Origin of the sequence: Acetobacterium sp. (assembly GCF_039830195.1) — a bacterium.
GTDB lineage: Bacteria > Bacillota > Clostridia > Eubacteriales > Eubacteriaceae > Acetobacterium.
The window spans coordinates 199,864-225,610 of record NZ_JBDODG010000046.1 but is presented as its reverse complement, the minus strand read 5'-3'; the positions used below and the strand labels follow the sequence as shown (position 1 = coordinate 225,610).

23 protein-coding genes are annotated in these 25,747 nt (G+C 46.4%); 14 read left to right on the top strand and 9 right to left on the bottom strand.

Going from position 1 to position 25,747, the window contains the following annotated elements; translation table 11 throughout:
* Positions 1 to 49: 49 nt before the first annotated feature.
* The 3 genes from ABGU93_RS15615 (at position 50) to ABGU93_RS15605 (ending at position 2,034) form a co-directional block, all read left to right on the top strand.
* Positions 50 to 583 carry a DUF2284 domain-containing protein gene (locus ABGU93_RS15615; protein WP_347414323.1) on the top strand — a complete coding sequence of 178 codons (534 nt, stop codon included), beginning with the start codon at positions 50 to 52 and terminating at the stop codon, positions 581 to 583.
* A gap of 75 nt (positions 584 to 658) precedes the next feature.
* A complete protein-coding gene (locus ABGU93_RS15610) occupies positions 659 to 1,312 on the top strand; it encodes a cobalamin-dependent protein (RefSeq protein ID WP_347414322.1) in 654 nt (217 codons plus the stop codon).
* Complete coding sequence (locus ABGU93_RS15605) at positions 1,309 to 2,034, top strand: GntR family transcriptional regulator (RefSeq protein WP_347414321.1); 726 nt, start codon at positions 1,309 to 1,311, stop codon at positions 2,032 to 2,034. The genes ABGU93_RS15610 and ABGU93_RS15605 overlap by 4 nt, the downstream gene beginning before the upstream one ends.
* Before the next feature lie 77 nt (positions 2,035 to 2,111).
* On the opposite strand, the gene ABGU93_RS15600 is transcribed toward ABGU93_RS15605, so the two are convergent.
* From ABGU93_RS15600 to ABGU93_RS15585, 4 genes are all read right to left on the bottom strand, one after another.
* Positions 2,112 to 2,921 (bottom strand): phosphatase PAP2 family protein, encoded by an 810-nt coding sequence (locus tag ABGU93_RS15600; protein WP_347414320.1) that lies wholly within the window; start codon positions 2,919 to 2,921, stop codon positions 2,112 to 2,114.
* Positions 2,908 to 3,843 (bottom strand): diacylglycerol kinase family protein, encoded by a 936-nt coding sequence (locus ABGU93_RS15595; protein ID WP_347414319.1) that lies wholly within the window; start codon positions 3,841 to 3,843, stop codon positions 2,908 to 2,910. The genes ABGU93_RS15600 and ABGU93_RS15595 overlap by 14 nt, the downstream gene beginning before the upstream one ends.
* Positions 3,844 to 3,868: 25 nt before the next feature.
* Entirely contained in the window at positions 3,869 to 4,684 is an 816-nt protein-coding gene (locus tag ABGU93_RS15590; protein ID WP_347414318.1) for a MerR family transcriptional regulator, read from the bottom strand.
* A 134-nt stretch (positions 4,685 to 4,818) separates the two neighbouring features.
* On the bottom strand, positions 4,819 to 6,744 hold the full coding sequence (locus tag ABGU93_RS15585; protein ID WP_347414317.1) for an FAD-dependent oxidoreductase: 1,926 nt from the start codon (positions 6,742 to 6,744) through the stop codon (positions 4,819 to 4,821).
* Positions 6,745 to 6,947: 203 nt separating this feature from the next.
* Between ABGU93_RS15585 and ABGU93_RS15580 the strand changes: the two genes are divergently transcribed.
* From ABGU93_RS15580 to ABGU93_RS15565, 4 genes are all read left to right on the top strand, one after another.
* Complete coding sequence (locus ABGU93_RS15580) at positions 6,948 to 8,501, top strand: sigma 54-interacting transcriptional regulator (RefSeq protein WP_347414316.1); 1,554 nt, start codon at positions 6,948 to 6,950, stop codon at positions 8,499 to 8,501.
* Between the two features lie 219 nt (positions 8,502 to 8,720).
* A complete protein-coding gene (gene acsB, locus ABGU93_RS15575; protein WP_347414315.1) occupies positions 8,721 to 10,856 on the top strand; it encodes an acetyl-CoA decarbonylase/synthase complex subunit alpha/beta in 2,136 nt (711 codons plus the stop codon).
* A gap of 336 nt (positions 10,857 to 11,192) precedes the next feature.
* Positions 11,193 to 11,684: a nitroreductase family protein gene (locus ABGU93_RS15570; protein WP_347414314.1), complete on the top strand. Its 492-nt coding sequence runs from the start codon at positions 11,193 to 11,195 to the stop codon at positions 11,682 to 11,684.
* A 225-nt stretch (positions 11,685 to 11,909) separates the two neighbouring features.
* On the top strand, positions 11,910 to 13,076 hold the full coding sequence (locus tag ABGU93_RS15565) for an MFS transporter (RefSeq protein ID WP_347414313.1): 1,167 nt from the start codon (positions 11,910 to 11,912) through the stop codon (positions 13,074 to 13,076).
* A gap of 91 nt (positions 13,077 to 13,167) precedes the next feature.
* Here the strand turns inward: ABGU93_RS15565 and ABGU93_RS15560 are convergent, their stop codons facing one another.
* Positions 13,168 to 13,827 (bottom strand): helix-turn-helix domain-containing protein, encoded by a 660-nt coding sequence (locus tag ABGU93_RS15560; RefSeq protein ID WP_347414312.1) that lies wholly within the window; start codon positions 13,825 to 13,827, stop codon positions 13,168 to 13,170.
* A gap of 333 nt (positions 13,828 to 14,160) precedes the next feature.
* Here ABGU93_RS15560 and ABGU93_RS15555 point away from each other — a divergent pair, with 333 nt between their 5' ends.
* From ABGU93_RS15555 to ABGU93_RS15540, 4 genes are all read left to right on the top strand, one after another.
* Entirely contained in the window at positions 14,161 to 14,790 is a 630-nt protein-coding gene (locus tag ABGU93_RS15555; RefSeq protein ID WP_347414311.1) for a corrinoid protein, read from the top strand.
* Positions 14,791 to 14,985: 195 nt separating this feature from the next.
* A complete protein-coding gene (locus tag ABGU93_RS15550; RefSeq protein ID WP_347414310.1) occupies positions 14,986 to 16,170 on the top strand; it encodes an MFS transporter in 1,185 nt (394 codons plus the stop codon).
* A 165-nt stretch (positions 16,171 to 16,335) separates the two neighbouring features.
* Positions 16,336 to 17,346 carry a GerMN domain-containing protein gene (locus ABGU93_RS15545; RefSeq protein ID WP_347414309.1) on the top strand — a complete coding sequence of 337 codons (1,011 nt, stop codon included), beginning with the start codon at positions 16,336 to 16,338 and terminating at the stop codon, positions 17,344 to 17,346.
* Positions 17,347 to 17,453: 107 nt separating this feature from the next.
* Complete coding sequence (locus ABGU93_RS15540; protein ID WP_347414308.1) at positions 17,454 to 17,792, top strand: hypothetical protein; 339 nt, start codon at positions 17,454 to 17,456, stop codon at positions 17,790 to 17,792.
* Positions 17,793 to 17,842: 50 nt separating this feature from the next.
* Here ABGU93_RS15540 and ABGU93_RS15535 read toward each other — a convergent pair whose 3' ends face one another.
* Both ABGU93_RS15535 and ABGU93_RS15530 read right to left on the bottom strand, forming a co-directional pair.
* On the bottom strand, positions 17,843 to 18,235 hold the full coding sequence (locus ABGU93_RS15535; protein ID WP_347414307.1) for a hypothetical protein: 393 nt from the start codon (positions 18,233 to 18,235) through the stop codon (positions 17,843 to 17,845).
* A 376-nt stretch (positions 18,236 to 18,611) separates the two neighbouring features.
* A complete protein-coding gene (locus tag ABGU93_RS15530; RefSeq protein WP_347414306.1) occupies positions 18,612 to 19,349 on the bottom strand; it encodes a MerR family transcriptional regulator in 738 nt (245 codons plus the stop codon).
* Between the two features lie 235 nt (positions 19,350 to 19,584).
* Here ABGU93_RS15530 and ABGU93_RS15525 point away from each other — a divergent pair, with 235 nt between their 5' ends.
* Positions 19,585 to 20,871 carry a 3-isopropylmalate dehydratase large subunit gene (locus ABGU93_RS15525; RefSeq protein ID WP_347414305.1) on the top strand — a complete coding sequence of 429 codons (1,287 nt, stop codon included), beginning with the start codon at positions 19,585 to 19,587 and terminating at the stop codon, positions 20,869 to 20,871.
* Positions 20,872 to 20,884: 13 nt separating this feature from the next.
* The gene (locus tag ABGU93_RS15520; protein WP_347414304.1) at positions 20,885 to 21,406 is read left to right on the top strand and encodes a 3-isopropylmalate dehydratase small subunit; all 522 of its coding nucleotides are present in this window, start codon (positions 20,885 to 20,887) and stop codon (positions 21,404 to 21,406) included.
* A 139-nt stretch (positions 21,407 to 21,545) separates the two neighbouring features.
* Here ABGU93_RS15520 and ABGU93_RS15515 read toward each other — a convergent pair whose 3' ends face one another.
* On the bottom strand, positions 21,546 to 22,070 hold the full coding sequence (locus ABGU93_RS15515; protein ID WP_347414303.1) for a DUF2284 domain-containing protein: 525 nt from the start codon (positions 22,068 to 22,070) through the stop codon (positions 21,546 to 21,548).
* A 112-nt stretch (positions 22,071 to 22,182) separates the two neighbouring features.
* The gene (locus ABGU93_RS15510; protein WP_347414302.1) at positions 22,183 to 22,392 is read right to left on the bottom strand and encodes a hypothetical protein; all 210 of its coding nucleotides are present in this window, start codon (positions 22,390 to 22,392) and stop codon (positions 22,183 to 22,185) included.
* A 300-nt stretch (positions 22,393 to 22,692) separates the two neighbouring features.
* Here ABGU93_RS15510 and ABGU93_RS15505 point away from each other — a divergent pair, with 300 nt between their 5' ends.
* The gene (locus ABGU93_RS15505) at positions 22,693 to 25,746 is read left to right on the top strand and encodes a methyl-accepting chemotaxis protein (RefSeq protein ID WP_347414301.1); all 3,054 of its coding nucleotides are present in this window, start codon (positions 22,693 to 22,695) and stop codon (positions 25,744 to 25,746) included.
* Position 25,747: the final 1 nt, after the last annotated feature.

Below are 25,747 nucleotides of genomic sequence, written 5' to 3'. Positions count from 1 at the left end.
AGAAGGGCTGCTAATGCTTATAAGCTAAAAAAATTATTAGGAGAAGAACATGAAAAGCTACCTTGAAAGCAGAAATTTTACTGAAATCGCAGAAGTTGATGACATCAATAGCATTCATATTACTCAGGAAGTGCGAGACCGTTGTGCTGATAACTATTGTGGATTTTACGGAAAAAATCACATGTGCCCTCCGGCGGTGGGAGATCTGGAGCATTATCGGCAAGTGATAAAGGGCTACGGCAAAGGGTTGGTGTTTTCCAAAGCCTATCCGGTAAAGAGTCGTTATGATTATCAAAGCATGGTGGCGGCCGGGATCGCCTTTCGGGAAGAAATTCAGGAAATCAACAAACGGGCAAAAGCGGATCAGCTGGACTGTCTCTTTTTCTCCGCCGGTACCTGCAGTATTTGTGAAAGCTGTGCCATCCTGACTGACGAACCCTGTCGTTTCCCCGAGGACGCCATTCCCTCCCTGGAAGCTGCCGGCATTGATGTCGTCGGGTTGAGCCGCAGTCTGGGAATGACTTATAATAACGGCGCAGATAAGGTGACTTATTTTGGGCTGGTACTCTATCAGGCTGGCTGAAAATGACTAGGCTGAAAAAAGTAATTGTGCTATAATCAAAGATACAGAGCTGTACGTAAGAGTTGAGGGGAAAAGATGAAGGAAAATTTGATCAAATTGATTGTGGATTTAAAACTGGATGAAGCAGAAGCCTTTGCGGATGAATTAATCCATCAGGGAATTGAGGCCCAGGAACTTTATGACATCGTGATGGAAGGTTTAAACGAAATTGGGAAAAAGTATGAAAATGGTGAATGCTATATTGCTGATCTGATTGTCTCGGGCATGATTGCAAAGAATATTTTTGCATCAGCCAATCTTCATTATGGGAAAAGGAATGCTATCAAACCACTGGGAACCGTCCTTTTTGGGACGATTTTTGATGATATTCATGATATCGGGAAGGATCTGATGATTGATGCTCTGGAGAATCGCGGGATTGCCGTCATTGATCTGGGGGTGGATGTTAAAGTCGAGAAATTTATTGAAGCGGTTAAACAGCATCAACCGGATATTATTGCGGTCAGCTGCGTCATGACCAATTCAATTCCCTATCTTCAGCAATTGGGGAATGCCCTGGAAGAACAAAACCTGCTGGAGAATCGTCGCTTTTTACTGGGTGGGGCGGTGGTCAGTCATGATTATGTCAAAATCCCCCAAATTGATTTTATGACCAATAATTTTTATGAAGGTATCCGCTACTGCGAAGTTTATCTGGAAGAGAAAAATAACGGAGCGAAAGATGAATGAGTGATGTTTTATATTTAGCAATTGTGGCGAGTTTAAAGGATAAAATCTTGAAAAGTCAGCTCAAACCCGGCGATATGCTGAATTCTGAAACTTCACTGATGAATGAGTATTCCGCCAGCCGAATGACGATCCGCAAAAGCCTGTCGCTACTTTCCAACGAAGGCTATATTTATTCGGTTCCCGGCAAGGGCAATTTTGTCTGTAAGCCTGAGGTCGATATTTTCCAGTTTAAATTTAATAAATATGACGGCTTAAATACCCATATCGATGAGGTCAAACTGATCTCGGTCAAAGTGCTGTTTCCTTCAAAACAGATTGATCGGATCTTAAATTTAGAAGAAAACCAGAAGGCCGTCGAAGTGAAGCGGATTTTATATTCGGATCAAAAAGAAATCGCCATGGAAATTATTTATCTGCCCTATGTGCATCATCAGCCAGTCATTGAAGACATGCTGAAATTTGCCAACTATCTGAAACCGGTGGAAGAAAAACTGGCTTTTGTGCTGGATAAATCACTGAACATTACGGTGACTATGCCTTCAGAAGAAGTTCGAGAGAAACTTAATTTGAACGAGAATGAACCGATTTTTGAAATCACCGAAATGATCAAGAACGAAGCCACCCTAAAAATTCTGGAATACGCCTGGTTTTATGTAAGTCCCAAATATTTAACCATTAAAGCGGCTACCCCGAAAGACAGTGATGATAAACGGATCTTTTAAGCCTGATCGAATTTGTTCTGATCAGGCTTTTACAGTGGTTTTTAGCCATGCCAAAATTGCATCCGCCGCTGTTAAATTCAAAATGACTGTATAAGAATCACGCCTAACAGTCCCCAGGCGGTTCCCAGCATCGCCCCGCCGAGGACATCCCGGGGGTAGTGCATGCCGACATAGATCCGGGTGATCCCGACCAAAAATGCCAGAAGATAGCCAGCCAACCCGATTAAATAGGTGGTGTGAAAATAGGGTAAGAGAAAGGTTGCCATAAAAAAGGACTGACTGGTATGGCCACTGGGAAAAGAACAGCCTCTGGCTGGTGACCCGACAATGCGACTATTTTCAATCTTTTTATAGGGACGGGTGCGATGGACCAGCATTTTTATCAGTTCCACCACAAACCATAAGGATAAGGTGCCTAAGACAAAGGCATAGGCGAGGACGTGGTACCCCAAGAAATACAAAAGAGTGGCCAGGATCATCGCAAAAATCCCGTTGCCAAGCTGCGTCAAAACCAGCATCGTCCCATCAAGCCAGCCCCGGCGGCGGCCATGCATATTAAAATAAGTAAAAACCCCGACATCAATCCGTTGACCAACCGACCACACCAGCGAAATGGTGGTTAAAGCAAAAATCAGGACCAGGATCAGCAGCGATTTTTGGCTTTTTACCGCGGCTGAAAAAATGATCCAGACATCGTCAGGAATAACGAGCAAAAATGAAACGAGGATAATCGCAACCATAATTAACCAGTAAAGCGGGGGGATATGGCGGATCCCAGTTATGATTTTCTGCCCAACGTCGCGAATTTTAGCCACCGGAAAGGGGCTTTTTTTAGTTGCTTTATGGCCATTGTCAGTACCGGACTGATCCGGCTTATTGCTCTTCATGTGACGCGGTCGCTCCAACCATGACTGACAAAGCCTGTGGCTGGACTTGGATACGCACCGACCCTTCGCCCAAACTGATGCCATCGGCCATCACCGCCATGGCTGGTTCGGTGTCGATGACCATTTCACGGACCTGATAGTGCAAAATCCGGGGATCCTCGGGGTTATCGGTACCGACGCCAGTCAGAATATAATTGATTAAATCGAGTTTGGACAGATCGGCAAAAAACATCACATCCAGTAAGCCGTCAAGATATGCATCAGGCGCACCGACTTGATAATTTCGACCGATATAGGGCATATTAGAAATTAATGCGGCATGACCCAACTCGCTGATTTCCTGATTATCGTCCAGAAAAAGATGGATGTCCGAGGGCGGAGCAGTCGTCAGAATGCCCAGAAAATCGCCGATCCGGGTGATGTTACCGTGCTGAATGTCATCCCCGGCGGGGAACAGGGTCGAAAATAATCCCACCGAACAAAGTTCGATAAATGGTGTACTGACACCGTTGCAAATGACCAGGCCGAGATCTATTTTTAAACGCTGTCCTTCGCTGAGGATGGCGACGGCCGCCGCAATATCGGTGGGGATACCGAGACTCAAGGCGATATTGTTGCGGGTTCCGGTGGGAACAATGCCAAGCGTCGCCGCTGAACCGTAGAGTGCCTTGGTGACCGAAGAAACGGTGCCGTCGCCGCCACACACGACAAACAGCGCAATGCCCTGGGCAATGGCCTCATCGACTACTTCCTGCAAGTTACTGTCGGGTTCAATTAAATAAAGTTCCGGGATTAACTGCCGGGTCTGCATTTCTTTAACGACGGCCATGATTTGCAGTGGGGATTCGTCGTTGGCGCCAGAACCGGGATTAAAAATAAGTTTAACACGCTGTGGCTGCAGCTTGGTATTTACCGTTTTCATCGCTTTGTCCTCCGTTTTTTGGTTTTTATTTCCTGACTGGGATCGTATACTCAATATAACGGTGCATTTTTCCGTCAGCATGGACCCGAGTCAGGATTTTGCCGATGATATCACCTTCCGGCACAATGCCGTGGTCGCGGATATAGGCCACCAGCGGGTCAAACTGGCGTAAGGTTAAATTGCCATAGTCGCCTAGATCCATCACCGTACACAAACATAAACTCGCCGGCCGGATCTGCACCTCCGCGTTCAGCGGCAGATTTAACAGCGCGGCGTCAGCGCTTTCGACACACAGCCCCCAGGCATCGCGGTCGATGCTGGGGTCGGCGATGTCAGCAAAGGAAATGTGATGGGTAAACTCGACAAAGGGAATCTGCTTGAGCCAGTTGGCAAACAAGGGCTTTTCCTCGACCTCGCCATAATGATCACCGTCTTCGCGTCGGACATAGGTAAAATAACGATACTCGGGGGTATTGACGAACCAATAGCACCCAACATTATAGGGCAGACTTGCCAGTTTATCCTTGTAGGCGGAAATCTTGCGCTCCAGCATCTGATAATAGCGCAGTTTTTCATCGATGACCTGTTGTTTAAAGCCAATCCGCTCGACAAAAAAGTCCAGCGAATCATTATGAAGCATCTTGGAAATATCTTTTAACGAAATGTCAAAGCTGCGATAGCGCATGCATTCCATCAGAAAAAAGATATCCCAGGTCTCATAGGTGCGGTAGTCACTGTTTTCCTGACGTTTGGGCGCAATAATCTGCTCTTTTTCATAATAGCGGATGGTCTCCACCGGCAGACCCAAGAGTTTGGAGACTTCCCCAATGCGATATGACATGATTTTCCTCCCTATAGTGGCTTCAGGTTTTTTTCATTGTATCACATTTATATACTAAGACAAATAAAAAAGGATAGGGCTTTTACAAGCACCGATCCTTTTTTTATCTTTAATTGTTAGCGGTGTAGTGGTGGTTACAGCGATAAGCCGGCATTAAAGCCGTCATTGATCGCCACCATGGCATTGCTGGTTTTGGCGGCCCCGCCAATAACGATGACGTGGTTGTGAACAGCTGATAATGCTTCGGCCAGCTGGTTGTTGGGACGGTAGCCTAAAGCGATGACGACAGTATCGGCTGGCAGGGTCTGCTGGCCCCGGCTGTTTTCGATGATTACCCCATCATCCAGAATTTCGACCACTTTGGTTTGGGTCATTTGGTTGACCTCATATTCACGGAGAATTTTCATCAGATTGAATTTGTTGACGCCATCGAGATCGCTGCAGATCTTGGGCAGCATTTCGATGATGGTCACATCCCGTTGTTGCATCGCCAGATGCGCCGCCGTTTCTGAACCGACCTCGCCGCCGCCAGCGACAACAATTTGATCACCGGTAGCCACGTTACCCAGTAGGGCATCCTCAGCGGTGACAACCAGGGCCTTGTCGATCCCTTTGATGGCTGGTTTGCAGGGGGTTCCGCCGGTGGCGACGATAACGGTATCGGGTTTTTCAGCGGCGACCAGTTCTTTGGTCACTTGGCAGTTGAGATGAATCGTCACCCCTAACTGATCCAATTCGTGAGTGATCCAGTTGGTATAAGTGGCCAACTCACCCTTGCAGGGGGGATAAGCGGCGGATTTAAACTGACCGCCTAAAAAGCTGCCCTGCTCATAAAGCGTGACCTCGTGGCCTTTGATCGCCGCAGCGCGAGCCGCTTCCAGGCCACCGGGTCCGCCGCCGGCAATCAGGACTTTTTTTGGTGCAGCGGCTTTGCTGTAATCCAACTGATATTCTTGACCCAGCGAGGGATTAACTAAACAGGTGATCGACTCGCCGACTAATAATTTACCAACACAGCCCTGCATACACCCGATGCAGTAGCGGATCGAGGTTAAATCGCCGGCCTTGGCCTTGTTCGGCAGATCGGGATCGGCCAAAGAACCCCGACCCATTCCGATGAAATCGGCTTTGCCCATTTCCAGCAGACCATCGGCCATGCGGGGATCATTGATACGGTTGACGGTAAAGACCGGGATATCGACGAGCTGTTTGATCTCAGCAGCAAAATCGACAGTCCAGGCATGGGAGACATACATCGGCGAAACAATCCCCTTATTATGATCGCCATAGGCACCACTGGAAACATGCAGGGCATCAAAGCCCCATTCGGCAAATAATTTGGCCAGCACCCGGGATTCCGAAATGTCCCGGCCACCCTGGACCACTTCGTCAGCCGAAAAACGGATCATGACCGGGAAATCGTCGCCGACCTTGCCGCGGATATTGGCATAGATTTCTTTAACAAAGCGTAAGCGATTATCCAGACAACCGCCGTATTTATCAGTACGTTTGTTGACATAGGTGGACATGAATTCGGCAATTAAATAACCATGTCCGGCATGCACTTCGATGCCATCAAAGCCGGCCTGTTTAGCCCGTAAGGCACAGTCGCCAAAATCTTCAACAATCTGTTCAATCTCCGGAATGGTCAGCTCCCGGGGCAGTTGCCGCAACCATGGACAGGGGATTGCCGACGGCGCCACCGGCTGAACGCCGCCATTAACAAAGCTGGCGCTTTGACGGCCGGCATGATAGATCTGAGCAAAGATTTTGGAGTCATACTGATGAATGGTGTCGGTCAGTTTTTTGTGACTGGCAATCTGATCATCATTCCACAGCCCGGCAATAAACTGATAGCCCATGGCATGCTCGCTGACGGCATAATCTTCGGTAATAATCAAGCCCCAGCCGCCCTTGGCTTTGGCTTCGTGATAGGCAATATAACGATCGGTGGCGGTGCCGTCTTCATTGCAGTAATTGGCCACCATGGCGGTAACTGCCAGACGATTGGGAATCTCACACTGATTGATTTTCTTGGGCGTAAATAATTTAGTAAACATCTTGTACCTCGTTTTCATTTTTGGATTTACTGATAGGATAAACCCTCAAGTCACTTCAAGGTCAAGCTGTTAATTAAAAAACTATCAAAGTTTTTTTTGGTTGCTTAATTGTTTGATCATTAGCCAAACATCAGCTATAATAAAAGGAAAAGACGGAACGGATCAGGTCTTTTATCAAATCCAAAAATTTAGGAGCGACGGCGATGGTTAAAAATGGCATTGGGAACGATGAGAATTACAATCATGTTGAAAAAAATCTGAAAAATGTGCTAAATCTGGCCAATACCAGTCAGAATGCCAGGGCAGTTGAGGAAGAAATCTACTATAACACAGCTAAAAATGTCGGCCGCAACCTGAATGTGACCGATTATAACAGCTTATCCGAAAAGATCACGGCCTTGGGAATTGGCCAGATTGTCATGACCAACATGTCCGATGAAAAAATTGTCTTTCGGCTGGACGACTGCTTTACCTGCAGTGAGATGGAAAATATCGGTAAACCGGTCTGCTATTTTGAAGCTGGGATCCTGGCCGGGGCTGTCAGTACCATCAGTAAGCAGGATATGGATGCCGTGGAAGTCCGCTGTAACGCCCTCGGCGACAGCTATTGCGAATTTGAAGTCACCAAAGCAAGTGCTCATAAAAAGAGCGTGAATCATGACAGCGATGGTGGCAAAACCGATATTAATATGCTTTACCTGACCATCAACTCCTTGAAACTGGCCAAAAGCAAAAATCAACTGCTTGATAAAATCTCCGCGTTGGAAGAACAAATTGATGAAAAAAGCAAGGCGGGCAAACCGGACACCGTCACCTTACACGATCCCAACGTGTTGGTCGCCAGCGCTGAAATGATTGACCTGGTCAATTACATCAAGAAAGTAGCTAAGACCGATGCCTCAATTTTAATGCGCGGCGAAAGTGGCACCGGGAAAACGATGTTTGCCGAAGTGGTCCATCAGGAGAGCCCCCGAAGTCACAAACCCTTTATTTATATTGACTGCACCACCATTCCCAAGAATTTTTTTGAAACCGAACTGTTCGGCTATAGCCCCGGGGCCTTTACCGGAGCCAATAAAAAGGGGAAAATCGGAAAACTGGAAATGGCCCAGGGCGGCACGGTTTTTTTAGATGAAATCGCCGAGATTCCCATCGAAATCCAGTCCAAACTACTCCGTTTTCTGCAGGAAAAGAAGTTTGAAAAAATGGGCGCCGTGACAACCCAACAAGTTGATACCCGGGTGATTGCCGCCACCAGTCAAAACCTGGAAGCGATGATCGGGGCCGGTTTATTCCGAAAAGATCTTTACTATCGGCTCAATGTAATCAACATCGTGCTGCCGCCACTGCGGGAAAGAAGTCAGGAAATACCTGGTTTGGCGGAGCGAATCCTGACGCAAATCAGCCGGGAAACGGGAACAGCGCTGAAAAAAATTGAGGCCGCCGGTCTGCGGGAATTAATGAATTACAGTTGGCCGGGAAATATCCGCGAACTGGAGAATCTAATCAAAAGACTGACTTTTTTAGTCGATGATCCGATCATTTCCAGGGCCGCGATTGAAAAAGAACTGAACACGGCAGAATCGTTAAACGTCTTTGCCGGGGTCGCTAAAAACGAAATCAAAGAAAATGAGAAAGAGCTGATTGTCAGAGTGCTGCAAAACTGCCGCGACAACAAGTCGGCGGCAGCGGCCAAACTGGGGATCACGCGCCAGACACTTTATAATAAAATCAAAAAGTATAACATCACATCATGATGCCCAGGCTCTTGTCGACTTGTGTCAAATAGTGTCAAAAAGTGTCAAGACATATTTGACAGTGTCAAAAAAATAGACACCACTGATGCTGGAATTTTAAACGAAACCCGCCTGTATGGAGAATCTGGCGGGTTTTATTGATTGGCACAAAAATTGCTATACATTTAGAGATGAATAAACACTAAAAAAATTTTCTTTGAAAAGGAAGAGTGAAAAATTATGAGTTTGACAGATTTAATTTACGCTGGTTCGAATGCGGTTGCCGGATTAACGGAAGGCGCAGTCAATGATGCTATTGCAAAATATGGCGAAGGTCATGCAGTTGGATACCCGGATACGGCTTATTTTTTACCAATTATTTACGCCGCCACCGGTGTTAAAATTAAAACCCTGGGTGATTTACCGGCGGCAGTGGGGATTCTGAAAAGCCTGATCACCAACAAAGAAGATCTCGGCGACGCCTTAAACGCCGGTCTGGCCACCGCCGTCGGCGCTGAAATTATTGAAGCGATCCGTTACCTGGATGGTGACCCTTACGCCAACGATACCGGTATTGGTTTTGTCGCCGATCCGATTATTCGTTCTTTGGGTGTGCCGCTGGTAACTGGCGATATTCCCGGGATTGCCGTTCTTTTAGGCGAATCCTCCGATCCTGCCGCTCTGGCTGCGATTGTTAAAGACTATCAGGAAAAAGGCTTACTGACCTTTATGGTTGGTAATATCATCGAGCAAGCTTTAGAAGCCGGTGTGAAAATGGGGCTGGACTATCGTGTCATTCCCTTGGGCCATGAAGTAACATCGGTCATCCATGTTGTCTCCGTGGCGATTCGGGCCGCCCTGATCTTTGGTGGTATCGAACCAGGCAAATTGCCAGAATTTTTAACCTACACCAAAGAACGGGTGCCAGCCTTTGTCAATACCTTTGGTGAATTAAACGAAGTGATTGTTTCGGTTGGCGCAGGCGCCATTGCCCTTGGTTTCCCAGTTATCGCCGATGTTCCGGTACCGGAAGTACCCGGCGCCTTAATGACCCAGGCCGACCACGCCAAAACCGTGGAGTTCTCTTTAGAAGCCCGGGAAATTAAAATCAAAGTCACCAAAATCGATGTGCCCGTTTCTGTGGCCTCGGCTTTTGAAGGCGAACGGGTCCGTAAAGACACCATGTTTGCTGAATTTGGCGGCAATAAAACCGAGTGTTGGGAACTGGTCACCAGTGGTGATCCCGCCGAAATGGAAGATCACAAAATCACCCTGATCGGACCGGATATCGATGATGCAAGCTTTGCCGATGCCGACGTCGTCCGTTTACCACTGGGGATTGTTGTCACCGTTGGCGGTAAAGCGATGCAAAAAGATTTCGAAACCGTACTGGAACGCCGCATCCACTACTTCACCAACTATATCGATGGCGCGATGCATGTGGGTCAACGAAACATTGCCTGGATCCGCTTGACTAAAGAAGCCTTTGAAAAAGGATTCCGCTTAAAACATATCGGTGAAGTGCTCTATGCTAAAATGCGCTCCGACTTTGAAAAGGTTGTTGATAAATGCGAAATCACCATCTACACCAAAGCCGAAGATGTCAAACGCCTGGGCGAAGAAATGGTTAAACCGATTTATGCCGAACGTGATGCCCGGATGAATGCCTTAACCGATGCCAGCGTCGATGAATTCTATACCTGTTTATTATGTCAGTCATTTGCGCCGAGTCATGTCTGTGTCGTTACCCCGGAACGTCTGGGTCTGTGCGGCGCTGTCTCCTGGTTGGATGCCAAAGCCACCAAAGAACTGGATCCATTGGGACCCAATCAGCCAATTGTCAAAGGTGAAGCCGTTGACGAACGACTGGGGATCTGGAATTCCGTCAACGAGGTGGTTAATGCCGCGTCCCAGGGCGCCGTTGAAAAAGTAACCCTGTATTCGATCCTCGAAGATCCGATGACTTCCTGCGGTTGTTTTGAATGTATCTGCGGGATCATGCCCGAAGCCAATGGCGTTATTATCGTCAACCGCGAATTCAGTGAGTCCTCTCCGGTTGGTATGACCTTTGGCGAGCTGGCCTCAATGACCGGCGGCGGCGTGCAGACTCCTGGCTTTATGGGCCATGGCCGTTTCCTGATCGGTTCAAAAAAATTCATGTCGGCTGAAGGCGGCTTATCGCGAATTGTCTGGATGCCTAAGGAATTGAAAGACGATGTGGCCGAACGGTTAAACAAAGCCGTCTTTGAAATGACCGGCATCGAAAACTTTGCCGATATGGTCTGCGACGAAACCATTGCCACCGACTCCGAAGCGGTTCTGGAATTCCTGGAAACTAAAAACCATCCCGCCCTGGCGATGGACCCGATTATGTAGACAATTTGCCAAAAAGTTTATCAGTGACATCAGCGGGTACCAGCGCCGGTCCGGGGAGGGAACGACGCTGGCGGATTAACCCATAAATAGACGAAATATAAAGACAATATCAATAAATAGTGGGGAACAAAACCACTAAATGATGACAAGAATCAAAAAACAGTAACCTACGCGATTAGCGGGTTACTGTTTTTGATTAGTTGCGATCTTTTTGGGTAAGAATTAACTATCCGTGCCTACTTGTATTCTTGAAAATCATTGATAGAATGATAAAAGAATAAAAGTATGATGCAAGCAATTGCAAAATACGATGATAAAATTTATTGGAGGAAAAAAATGAGCGCAATTTTTAGCCGAACCAGTGTTAGAAAGTATCAAAACAAGGAAGTCGAAACGGAAAAAATCGATGCGATTCTCAGAGCTGCGATGGCGGCTCCATCAGCTGCCAATCAACAACCCTGGGAGTTTTATGTGGTTAAAAACAAAGAAACCCTGACTGCCCTGGCTGGTTGCAGTCCCTATGGCGGATGTATCAAAGACGCTGCCATGGCGATTGTACCGGTTTACCGTAAAGAAATGATGATGCCGGATTTTGCCGATATCGATATGGCTGCCGCCACCCAGAATATCCTGCTGGAAGTCACCGAGCTGGGCCTGGGCGCCGTCTGGATTGGGATTGCGCCAATGGCAGACCGGATGGAAAATGTCCGCAACGTCTTGCAGGTGCCGGATCATTTGAGACCCTACGCGATCATTCCGATCGGTTATCCGGTGGAAGGTGCCGAACAGAAAGACCGGTTTGATGCCGAGAGGGTCCATTTTGTATAAGTTTGGAAGATACTAATAAAACAGTCAAAAGCCGTAGCAACTAATAAAAAAGGTTGCTGCGGCTTTTTTAGAATTTTCGTCATATCAAAAGATTCACAAGATATCTGAAAGCGTTGACAGAAAAATTAGAATGTAATATAATACATTCTAAATTTAACCGGTAAAGTTTTGACGAATTGTTAAATTTATCAGGTGAATAAACGCTATCATTGTTAGGAGAAAGTTTTGGAAAAGAAAAAAATTAAAGTTGCGATTCTGGCGATTTCATCTTTGTTGATGATATCAATGACCGCATCAGCGATCCTGGCCGATATTCAGGCCTATTTTGAGGGCGTCGATCCGTCGCTGATTTCAATGGTTTTGACCATTCCGGCCTTGATGGGGCTGGTGTTTGCCTTTGCCTCCGGCCCACTGTCACTGCGGATGCCGAAGAAAAATCTGGTTGTTTTTGGTTTGGTCTGTGGCCTGATCGGTGGGATGGTGGCCCTGCTTTTCGGCGCCTCCAGTATTTATGTGCTGCTGGGCTGCAGTTTGCTGGTCGGGGTGGCCCAGGGGATCAACTCCACCATGTCAATGGCCCTGATTGCCGATTATTTTGTGGCTGAGGAAAGCGGGGCCCTGATGGGGCTGCAGTCGGCCTTTGTTAATGGCGGCAGCATGCTGCTGTTATTTTCCTCCGGGATGCTGGCGGGGATTTCCTGGCAGATGTCCTATCTGGTCTATCTGGTTTTTATTCCGGTAATCTTTCTGGTCGTCAAAAACCTGCCCAAGGATCAGGCCCCGGCCCATGCCGAAGAAAAGCACGCCGAGAAAAGTGCCAAGCTTAACGCCCGGGTTTATTTTACAGCCCTGACAATGTTTTTGTTTGGCGTCTTCCTGTTTGTCTTTCAAACCAATATTGCCCTCTACGTTGCTGGCAAGGGATTGGGGGATGCCTCCACCAGCGGTTTGATCAACACCTCCATGTCCGCCGCCGGGATGCTCACCGGGATCCTGTTTGGGCGGATGCAGCAGGTCCTGAAAAAGCTGGTGATTCCGGTATCGTTGCTGGTTGGTGGCATGGGAATGCTGCTGATCTTTGTGCTGGGTAATTTACCATCACTCTTTATCGGGGCGATGTGCTGTGGTTTCTGTCTGGCTACCATCAATCCGGCGGGAACCTTCCAGGCGGCCAATGCCGTTCATCCGTCGATCAGTTCGTTGGCCATAGCCATTGTTACGGCCTCCACCAGCGTGGGGATCTTTGTCTCACCGATTGTTTCTAATGGCGTCGCTAATTTAGCCGGTGGCAATATCGAAATTAAATTTCTGCTGGCGGCCGTTGGGCTGGCGGCGGTTGGGGTGATGTCCTTTATTGGTAATGCCATTCTCGACAAAAAACAAACGATTTAATAACGGTTCTCAACTTAATAATCGTTATCAACGCAAAAACCGCCTGGATTCATGAAGAATCCGGGCGGTTTTCGTTTTTGGGGGGATGCGCTTAATCAATTTGAAAATAAGGTTTAAAGGTAAAGGGGACTATTTCCAGCACCTTTTTGCTCTCGGCGATTATTTCATCAATCCGCTGATTATCGATGTGCATCAGCACAAAGTTGACCCGAGTAATATAATCCAGACAGTCCTCCTGGGTACAATTGAATTCACCCCGGTCGTAGGCCCATAAAACCGAGAAAGAGGCCCCACGGGCGGCATTGGCAATCATCGCCAGCTCATCGGATTCCCGGTTAATGTTCAGGTGATAACGGCGATCATGGATTTTATAGAGGGTAATGCTGTCTTGGCTAAAGAGGTCTTCATATTTGTCGTCAGCCAGTTCTTTCAGGAAGCGCATGGCTTTGGGATCCGTGAGAAACATCTGGTTATACATCCGAATTTCCACCGCCGTACTGACCTGGAGATCAGCCTTCCGTCCTTTGAAATAGTTAGTATAAAGTTTCAGGGCGATTTTATTTTTAAGTTCAAAAAGGAAGGTATCACTGACCGACCGGGCTAAACTGGATTTTGATTTAAAATAATAGGAAATCAGGGGCTTGGTAATCTCGCAGATGTCGGCAATCTGATCCAAATAGGTTTTTTTATAACCCTGTTCATAGAATAGCTGGCTGGCCACCTGGAGGATATTTTCTTTCTGGTTGTTCATGGTCATCTCTCTCATGTTGGGATTTTTAGTATATTATTTTATTTTAACGCTTTCAGGCGATGGATGCAAGTTTATTTTACTGTACCGGTTCAAATTAAATTAATTTAAAATCTGTTGACTTTTCGTAAAAAACCGATTACAATACAATTATTGAACCGGTTAAATTAGTTGAACCGGAAGAATTTTTCGGGATGGAATACAGTGACCGTCGTCTATTTGCGATTGTAATGGGTTTAAACGTTGCTGACAATAGAAATGATGGAAACGATTAAAAACAACCCGAATAGTTTTATTTCGTAAGAACATTGAATTCATTTAACAGGAGGAAAGAAGATGTCAAAAGTAGCAGAAGTCAAAGCCAAGGTTGAAGCCGGTAAATCCAAGCTGGTTCCCGGACTGGTTCAGGAAGCTCTGGATGCCGGTGTTGCACCAGCAGAGATTCTCCAGGCAATGGTCGATTCCATGGGTGTGGTCGGGGATAAGTTCTCAGCCGGAGATATTTTTGTACCGGAAATGCTGATCGCCGCCAAAGCCATGTCCAAGGGTGTGGAAGTTTTAAAACCATTGATGGCCGGAGACGGATCAGCTTCTCTGGGAACCTGTGTCATCGGTACGGTTGCCGGGGATTTACATGATATCGGTAAAAATCTGGTTTCGATGATGATTGAAAGCGCGGGCTTTGATATGGTCGATCTGGGTGTTGATGTCCCCGCTGATAATTTTGTCAAGGCGGTTAAAGATAATGATAAGGTTGTTCTGGTTGCCTGCTCCGGTTTGCTGACCACCACGATGCCAGCATTAAAAGAAGCCGTTCAGACCATTAAAACGGAATGTCCGGATGTTAAAGTAATTGTCGGGGGAGCCCCGGTGACCCCAGAATATGCAACTGAGGTAGGTGCCGATGGTTACGCACCCGATGCCGGCAGTGCTGCCGTAAAAGCTAAAGAACTGGTTACTGCGTAAGAGTCAGTGTTTTTATTTATCACTCTCGACTGTATTCATAATTTTGTCGGAAGTGCGCCGTTGTCAGTAACGAAATTGACCGCATGAGTACTGCGCTATTCTAAATCTTCCCCGATGTAATTCATTTAATTTCAGGTATTTGCGAAATGCATGATTGTTTCGCGAATACTGAATATAAAAAATAAGGAGGAAAAAATGAACAAAACAGTAAAACCCATCTCTACCTTTACGATTTTGGCCATGGCGTTTTTCGGAATGGGTGTCGGGACCATTACCCCAGCCCTAAATGCAATTTTTGTACAGTTTTCAGATTTGCCGATTACCACCCTTTTACTGGTGTCCACCCTGCCCTCATTAACCGTTATTCCAGCAACTCTGATTGCCGGGTCGGTTGCCGGCAGTAAAGTGAAATACCGAACCCTGGCAATTATCGGGATGACCCTTTTTGTCCTCGGCGGTGTTGCACCCTATTTTGCAACTGACTATACCGTGATTTTACTGGAACGAGCTATCTTTGGTATCGGTCTGGGGATCATGTCACCACTGGCCAATTCTCTGGTCATGGGCGTTTATGAAGGCGACAAAGTTGCCAGTATGACAGGTATGGTTACCTTGGCCATGAACATCGGTGGTATGGTTCTTCAATTCATGGGCGGCTATTTTGCCGGAATTGGCTGGAATTACAGCTTCCTGCCCCATGCCCTTGGTATTATTTCTTTACTAATGGTTATCTTCTTCTTGCCAGAGCCACCAAAGGCTCCGGTAACAGCCGAAACTCAGGCCGCTCCCAAAGAAAAACTACCGGTTAAATTGTTTATTATCGTACTGGTCTATGGACTTTACACCTTATCTATTTATCCGATGCTGGTCAATATGTCTACCCTGATTGTTGATCGTGGACTGGGAACAACGGCCACCGCGGGGGTTGTCCTGGCACTCTTAACCATCGGTGGGATGGTAGCCGGTTCTGTTTTCGGTAAGGTGTTTAAAATATCAGGACGCTTTATTATGGCAGTCGGTTATGCCCTGGGTGCTATCGGTCTGGCACTGGTTGTTTTTGCCAGTAATATTGCGATCTTGTCAGTTGGCGTCTTCATTGAAGGTTTTGCGATGTCAACCCTGATTCCTGCCAGTATGATGCTCATTTCAATGACTGTTAAACCAAGCCAGATGGCTCTGGGTGTATCCTTCTTCATGGCGGGTATGAACCTCTTCGGATTCCTGTCAACCTATTGGATTGGCGCTATTGCTGCCATTACTGGTGATGCCGTAACCGCTCCAATTGCGGTTGGTGCCTGTGTAACAGCTGCTTTCTTTGTGATCTATCTGATTATCAATCCGTTAAAATCAAGTGCACCAGTTGCCCCTGAACGCGGATAAAGCCATTAAAAAATAAAACTGTTCTATTGAATAAAACTGAAATAAGACCTTCCATTTTTTAATTATGAAATGGAAGGTTTTTTCCGTAAATTAAGGCGATACATTGTTTGTAAACCTGTATTCCGGGTAATGGTTAAGTAAGAATGAATAAGGGGGGCGGGCCTTTTGAATAAAATCTTTGTCTGGATCTGGATGTTTTTTATGATGATGTTCTTTTCTGTTCCGGCGAATGAAGTGGTGCTGCGAGTCGAAGATTATTTTCCGATTCGGGAAAATACCCGGTCGGTCTTTGCCGGGCAGGGCAATGAATTTGCTGCCTTCGATGTCTTCATTGATTATGCAACCCCAACCAGGGTTCAACAGCGCATCAGTAATGGTGGCACCGTAATTGTTGAGGTCATTGAAATCGTCGACGGCCAGCTGGTCAAAACCCTGTCGCAACCGGAAACCTATTATCGGGAAAATTTGCTGGAAAAAGGCAATCAGGAAGAGATTCTGTTAATGGAGCCGCTGAAAGTTGGCACGACTTGGGTTCGGCCCGATAACCGGACCAGCAGCATCACCAATCTTGCCGCCGCGGTAACCACCCCCTATGGCAACCTTCAGGCGCTTGAGGTGACCACCACCGGAGATCAATCCAATCAGAAACAACGGGATTATTATGTGAAGGATCTCGGTCTGGTGAAGTCGGTCTATGAAGTCGGCGAGAATGGCGAAGAAATCAGCTCATCACTAGCAGCAATAGAGGACGGGGTGGCAATGACCCAAGCTGTTTCTTTCTTCTATCCCAATCTCAATGATGGCAAAATAGTTTATCAGATCAAAGCGCTTGATTTTTACACCAACGACATTACCCGGGACCGCTTGGCCACGGCCTATCAAACGGCAGCCCCGGTTACGGTGTTTTCACCAAATACCAGAATCAACAGCCTGTACCTGAATCAGGATGGCATGGTATATCTTGACTTGAGCAGTGACTTCCTGACTGAAATGAATGCCGGAGCCGAATTGGAGGCAATGATGCTGCAGTCAATCGCCAATACCTTTGGAAACTACTATGGTGTCGAGCGGGTGCTGTTAACCATTGATAATCAGCTCTACGAATCCGGTCACCTGGCTTTGAAGCAAGGGGAATATTTAACGGTTGATCTTAATGGGACGGTTTTAATGAACTGAGTTATTGTTCAAAAAAAACCAGGCCAAGGCATGATATTAGTTGATATCAATGCATTGACCGGACCTTTGCGGCCTCACTGGGTCAGAACTTCGGCGGCTATTATGAGGTGCTCGCAACTACGGAAAATGGTGGAACCATCAGAATCAATACCTGTCACCTCTGGAAGTCGACGGTCTGGGATTACCATCCGACCGACCCGATGATTTTAGCCGTTGACTTTGGCAGTCCCGGCGATAATAAAATTATGGTCACTGAGAGCGGTGCCAGTGATGCCCCCTATGACATTTACAGCAACAATGAGTGGACCGCAGCCCAACCCCTCGGTGCTGACCGGTACCAGTTTCCCAATGTTATGTTCGGGGAACTGATCGAAACCACCGATGTCATCCTGCGCGATAGCAATATCACATACCATCTGGATCATAACTTCACTGATTTTGACTGATTTTGGATTTTAACGGATTTCTGATTTGATGAAAGTTTGGCTGAAGGGGATTATAAATAGTGGTCATAACTGGAATAAGATTCCTTAATCTTGCCGTCTTCAAAGTCATTCATCGCCAGATTATAGTTGGACAGAAACAATTGCTCAAAGGCTGACAGCTTATGTTTGCTGGCATTGAGGCATTCCTGACACTGGCTGTCAAGGGTTTCGGGGATCAGAATATCCGCAGGTTTCGTGACCGTTTCAAAATCAATATTGGTCAGCTTACAGTGACTTTCAATATCGACTTCAGTCCAGAGGCTTTTCAAGAATTTCATACAGGTTTTTTGTGGTTGTTCAAACAGTTGTTTAATCTGTGAGCGGTTTAAATTCTGACTAATTTTAGTCATGGTATTTTCCAGATCGGATAGGGAAAAATAGTTATTTAAAGTTAATTGATTCATTTTTATTCTCCTAATTTATATGATTATCAGGCAAAGCTAAATTCTGATCAGCATCTTTGCCGATTATTACGGATTCAATCGCCATCTCTTAACAAGGAATTGCTAGGTTGATTGCATAAATAAATAATAGCAGATGAATGTGAACTTTATGTTAACGAGAGATTAAGACTTTATGAAGAATTAAGCTGCGGAGGTTTATTTGTTGCGGGAAAAATGGTTGAGCAGGCGTAAATAATTGGTTGGTAGGATTATTGGTTGATCTTTAGTAGTAATGCAGTCGACAAATAAAAAAGAACCATTTGGGATCGATTTGGTAAATTATCCCAGAATGATTCTTCTAATTTTGCATAATACTACCGATATTGGTTCGTAATCCCTATTTTGCGGTATAAATACCGATGGCATCGCTCATAAACTGGGCCAGACCCTCGGCGTGGGTATCGATGTTTGCTTTGAACCGGTCATCATGAACGTACATCAGCCCCAGCCCGGATAAGATTTCGTTGCTACAGTCGTAGTAGTGCCGGCTGATATGGGCCTGCCACTGGGCCACCAGCTCCTGGACCTCGGGGTCTGCGGCATCCTGATCCATTTTGGCGACAAAGCCAGTATAAATGGCTTCGGCTTCAGTGTGGATCGCTTCCCATTGGTCCGGGCTATAGCCGTTGGTTTTCTGCTGGCTCTGACGGTAGGCGTCAGTTTTGCCCCAGCGCTCTTTCACCTCGGTTTCGTATTGCTTCTTGTTCGCTTCAATTTCACTCATATCAAATGGTTTAAAATTCATGGTTTTTTCTCCTTCTAATTTTTGGTCAAGCAAGGCAATCAGTTTGTCTAAACGGCGCCGTTTGAGCAGCAGTAGATGACGCTGTTTTTTAAAAGCATCCATTTCGTCATAATCGGGATCGGCCAGAATCCCTTTGATTTCCTGGATCGAAAAATCCAGCTCCCGTAAGAACAGAATATTCTGGAGCTGGGCCAGATTGGCCGCATCGTAGTATCGATACTTATTTTCGGTGACCTCACTGGGAATCAGAATTCCTTCACGATGATAGTAGTGAAGGGTGCGCACACTGACCCCGGTAAGCGTCGCCACTTCCTTAACTGTCATTTTCATTGGCTTCTCCTTGCTGGATGTTTTCGGCTCGGTTTTCCCTGACCTGATTCTATCATAAACTATGACCTAAGGTTAGAGTCAAGGGGGGAATTAAAAAAGTTTTCGCCGGCCTGAAAATATTTACAACCTGCGGGATTGATTTGTTCTGCTTTATTGATCTATTTACAGGTTTATGTCATAATAAGAGATGAGTTTATTAGAGATTAAGAAAGTGATAAAAAAGAAGGAGATTAAAATGGGTAAGACAATAGCTGAAAAAATATTTGATGCACATCGGGTAGACGAGCCGTTTCCAGATACACATGTGTTAAAACTGGACCGGGTTTTCTGTCATGAAATCACCACACCAATTGCCATCACCGATCTGATGGCCCGGGGGATGGATCGGGTTTTCGATCCCACCAAGATCAAGGCCGTCATCGACCATGTGACCCCCGCCAAGGATTCCAAAACCGCCGCACAGGGCAAAATCCTCCGGGATTGGGCTCGGCGACACGATATTAAAGACTTTTTCGATATCGGTAAAAACGGCGTCTGTCACGCCATCTTCCCGGAAAAAGGATTTGTCCGACCCGGCTACACCATCATCATGGGCGACTCTCACACCTGTACCCATGGAGCTTTTGGGGCCTTTGCCGCCGGAATCGGTACGACTGACCTGGAAGTTGGGATCTTAAAAGGGGTTTGCGCCTTCCATTTTCCTAAAACGATAAAAATTGTTCTGAACGGCGCTCTGCAACCAGGCGTTTACGCCAAGGATCTGATCCTCTTTATCATCAAAGAACTGACCGTCAACGGCGCTACCAATATGGTCATTGAATTTACCGGTCCGGTCGTCGATGCGATGTCGATGGAATCCCGGATGACTTTGTGTAACATGGCCATTGAAGCTGGCGGCACCTGCGGGATCTGCTATCCCGATATGACCACCGTCGATTATCTCTGGGACTTCATCCAGGACGAATTTGCCACCAAAGCGGATGCCCTGGCCGATTATTCAAAGTGGGTTTCCGATGCTGATGCCGAATATGAACGGGTACTGGAATACAATGTCTCAGCACTGGAACCGATGGTTACCGTGGGTTTCAAGCCCGATCAGGTTAAAACCGTGGCCGAAATGACCGGCACCAAAGTCGATCAGATCTATATCGGCAGCTGCACCAACGGCCGGATTGAAGATTTGCGCATCGCTGCTGAAGTCCTTAAGGGCAAAAAAATCAGCGATAACGTCCGCGCCATTGTCAGCCCGGCGACACCAGCTATTTATTCGATGGCTTTAAAAGAAGGCATCATCGAAATCTTCCAGGATGCCGGTTTCTGCGTTACCAACCCCACCTGCGGCGCCTGTCTGGGTATGAGCAACGGGGTCCTGGCTGAAGGTGAGGTCTGTGCCTCCACCACCAACCGTAATTTTAACGGCCGGATGGGCAAGGGCGGTATGGTTCACCTGATGAGCCCGGCCTCAGCCGCGGCGGCCGCCATTAGCGGAACGATTGAGAATTCTTTTTTATACAAGGCTTAGAGGGGAGATTGAGATGAAGACATTTAAAGGAAACGTATTATTTTTAGATCGCAGCGATATTAACACCGATGAGATCATCCCGGCCAAATATCTGACCGAAATTACCAAAGAGGCTTTAAAACCGAATTTGCTGGAGGATCTGGTTTTGCCAGGTTTTTCCCGGACCGATACCGAGGATAAGGCCGTGATCGTGACCCGTGAAAACTTTGGTTGCGGTTCATCCCGGGAACATGCGCCCTGGGCCCTGGAAGTCAATGGCATCAACGTGGTGATTGCCGAAAGTTTTGCCCGGATTTTTAGACAAAATATGTACAACTGCGGGATGTTCGCCATTGAACTGCCCAAAGAAACGATTGACGGCTTGTTTGCCAACTATGCCGGCAAAGCGGTGACCATGGCAGTTGATGTGGATCGTAACCAGATTACTATTCAGGCTGATGGGAAATCTGAAACGATCGACTTCAAGGTTGGTGAATTTGATCAGACCCTGGTCAAAGAAGGCGGTTGGGTTGGCTACGCTGATAAGAATTACTAGAATCAGCCGGTATTAAATTAAAAAAAAGTTTCATAGAAAATAATAAAAGACTGCCAAACCTTTGGGTTAGCAGTCTTTTTTGTGGTTATTTACAAATTGGTTAACAGTGCATGGCAGCTCTTAATGTAAGTTGCTTAAATTAATAAAGCACCATCATAAAGAAACCGACTTTTTTGTCGCCGCCGTTATAGGTCATTCCCAGTTTTCGTGACATCGTGACAATATCCATTCCGCTACCCTCTAAAGAATAACGGCGCTCGTCCGGAAAACGGCAGTCTTCGCCAGTTTTAGCCGAACATTCGGCACAGAGATTACAGCCGCCAGGCCCGGCAATCATCACCGGTTCGTTCTCCAGTTTATCCCGGAGCTGATCAAGTAAGGCCAGAACCGCAAGGGTACTCGTTTCCATTTGCTCATAATACTCCCCCAGAAACATTATTTTATTGAGGATGATGGCGTGGTCGTATTTTAAAAAGCGGGCTTTATTTTCGTCCATGTCGCCGGAAAGCGGGGGACAGGAGTAATTCTGGCCGTAATTGCCACAGGTGTTGGCCTTGCAGCTGGCAAACACAGCGTCAGCAAAGATTATCTCAGCTGAGGTAATTTCCTGGTACTCGTCGAAACCGACTTCATTGATGGCGGTGATAATTTTTTCTCTTAACATTGTTCCTCCAAGATTATTCAGGATTAAAAATTGAATCGATTGTTAAAAATGAATTACATTTAAATTGTTAATGCCATTCTATTACAAACCTTTCCTGTTGGCTATAAATAAATCAATTATTTTTAAAAAAAGGCTGATAGTAAATATTCTTGTCCGAAGCCCGGAACTTGTCCTGATCCTGCAGACATTGCTGGTAAAGATTGACAATGGCGGTATCAGGCGGTTGATTGAATTCAGATCGAAGCAGTGCTTTGAGATGATCGTAATGGTCGATGAAGGCTTCAATGTTATTTTCAAAGTTAAATGGTGGTGAATTATTCAAAATTTTATCCTCCATTGATTATTCGATAAATGACCAAAGTTGCTGTTGAGAATTTGTTGAGTCATCTATAGTATAATGCCATTTTCAATGGCTTTCAAGTGTAAATCGGAATTAATCCTAAAGATGTTATTTTACTAACATTTTCTGAAGAATGGTCGAAAAGAGTATTAACAGGAATTGTCGTAGAATTTATTTGCGTTTATATTAAGCTTATCTGCAAAACAACTACTCAAGAGAATTGCTATTTTCATCATGGGTCAATTATTATTTCTGAAAAATCTTTTTAAAAGGAGCAAAAAAATGAAGACAAAAAATCAAACACCAACAAACAATCGCGATGACCATGCAAAATTCGTCGTAAAAATGCGCCTCTCAGTCAAACTGATTCTAATGACGGTCCTGATTCTGGCGGCGGCCATTATCACTCTGGCTATCCTGGTCATTAATACTGGGGCCAAGATCATCGACCAGGGTAGCGAAGCTGATGCTCTGGAATATGTGGAAGAAGCGGCCAATCACATTGGCCAGGCCATTGCTGGCAATCTGGCGACTTTAAATGAGGTAGCCCGACGTGAATCAATTACCAGTATGGATTTTGCCACTCAGGCGGCAGCCCTTGCCGATAGTATGGAACGGCTGGGTTACCAGGATATCGCCGTTATGGATTTAAACGGCCATGCCAAATATCTGGTCGGCGGCGGGGAGTTTGATTCCTGGGGCGAATTCTGGTATGAAGAAGGGTTTAAAGGCAATAACAGTGTCTCCGATGTGGCTATCAGTAAGGTCACCAAGGAACCGGTAGTTTTTGATGTTGCCCCAATTATGAAGAATGGTCAGGTGGCTGGGCTACTGGTTGGTCGCCGGGATCCCACTTTTCTTAAGAATATCGTCAATAATCTGGGCGACGGAACCAATAAATATGGTCTGGTGATCAGTGAAAATGGCGTTATGATGGCCCATCCCAACGATCAACTGATACTGGATCAGACCAACGTCTTTGACAACATCGAAAAGGATGGCCCCAACGCCATGGGCGCCCGGCTCAAAGAAATAGCGTCCCAAAGTGTGACCCATATCAGCTATGACTTAAATGGCGATACAAAGCTGGCCTATGTGGCCCCAGTGCCGGGAACCAGCTGGAATTTACTAGTGACCGAATCAGAAGCGGTGATGCTGGCGCCGATTAATCAGCTGCGCAACACCATAATTATTTTAGGGCTGGTGATCATGGTGGCGGGAGCGGCGGTTGCATTTGTTATTTCAAAACGGATCGTTAAACCAGTCCTGGCCGCCAACGGCTTGATCAAAGAAATTTACGACGGCCACCTCAGTCAACGTTTGGAGATCACGTCACAAGACGAAGTAGGCGAGATGACAGATTCCCTTAATCAACTGGCAGACACCCTGCAGTATGGGATTATGGGCCTGATGAAAAAAATCGCTGACGGAGATCTGTCGGCTGATATCATGGTAACAGATCCATTAGATGAAGTGAAACCAGTATTAAAGCAAACCGTTGAAACCATTCGGGCCTTGATTGCCGAAGCGACCATGCTTTCAACAGCAGCTTTAGCAGGTGACTGGAAAACCAGGGGAGATGCTGAGGCTTTTAAAGGCGGTTTTAAAGAAATTGTCGAAGGGGTCAATAACACCCTCGATGCAGTAATTAGCCCTTTGAATGTGGCGGCGGATTATGTCGCTCAGATTGGTAAAGGACAAATTCCGGAAAAAATTACGGAAACTTATAATGGTGATTTTAATACCCTTAAGAACAGTATTAATGCCTGTATCGATGGCCTGGGGGCTTTAGTGGAAAGTAATCGGGTCTTGGCAAAAATGAGCCTCAACGACTATTCTGAAACGATGTCCACCAATTATCAGGGCATCTTTGCTGAAATTGGCCATTCCATCAATGACGTCCATACCCGCTTAACCCGGATCGTGGAAATTTCGACCAATATTGCCAATGGTGATATGCGCGATCTGGAAGTCTTGTCAAAAGTTGGCAAGCGCAGTGACAATGATACCTTAATTCCGGCCCTGGTAGGGATGATTCAGAACATTATCAACCTGGTTGATGAAACCGAAAAAATGGCCAGGATTGCCATTGAAGGTAATTTAAGCAACCGCGGTGATGTCTCCGGATTCCCTGGCGAATACGGGAAAATAGTCACCGGTTTTAACCAGACACTGGATGCCGTCATTGCTCCCATTGAAGAAGCCTCGGCGACCCTTACCCAATTGTCCCAGGGGAATCTACATACCAAGATGCAAGGTGATTATCGTGGCGATCATGCTCAGATAAAAGAAGCACTAAATGGAACGATCACATTTTTAAGTGAATATGTTGAAGAAATAACGCATACGCTTGAGCAGATCGGTCAGGGTGATCTGGATCTGGAAATTACCAATGAGTATCTGGGAGATTTCCAGGCTATCAGAACCGCACTTAACGATATTACCAGCAGTCTCAGTACAACTATGTCCGACATCAATGATGCTGCTGGGCAGGTCGAGGCAGGAGCAACCCAGATATCTGATGGTGGCCAGGCTTTGGCTCAGGGAACAACTGAACAAGCCAGCTCCATTCAGGAACTGACCGCATCGATGGAAGAAGTGGCTGGGGAGACCAAGCAAAATGCCAAATTTGCCAATCAAGCCAATGAGCTGGCAAATAATGTCAAAGCAAAAGCCGAGATCGGCAACAGCCAGATGACCAATATGGTAGCGGCTATGGTCGAAATCAACGAGGCTTCCAGCAATATCTCAAAAATTATCAAGGTTATTGACGACATCGCCTTCCAGACCAATATTCTGGCCTTAAATGCGGCGGTGGAAGCCGCCCGGGCTGGCCAACATGGCAAGGGCTTTGCCGTAGTGGCCGAAGAGGTCCGGACCCTGGCTGCCCGCAGCGCTGAAGCTGCCAAGGAAACTACGGCTCTGATTGAAGGATCGATCAGCAAGACCGACGCCGGTACTAAAATTGCCGATGAAACAGCCGAAAGTTTGAAAGAAATTCTCAGTGAGGTGGAAACAGTCACCAGTCTAGTGGGGAATATTGCCCAAGCCTCTAACGATCAGGCTTCCGAAATTGCCCAGATCAATTTGGGAATTGAGCAGGTTTCGCAGGTGGTTCAAACCAACTCGGCCACAGCGGAAGAAAGTGCCGCTGCCAGCGAGGAACTTTCTAGTCAGGCTGAGTTGCTTAAACATAAGGTTGGTGCCTTCCGTTTAAAGGGAAAGAACCCCGGTCGGAAGCCAACTATCAATCAGACAATTACAAAAAAACCAGAACCGATCATTGAACCATCGATCGATATCATCCTTGATGATTTTGAAATGGATAAATACTGAT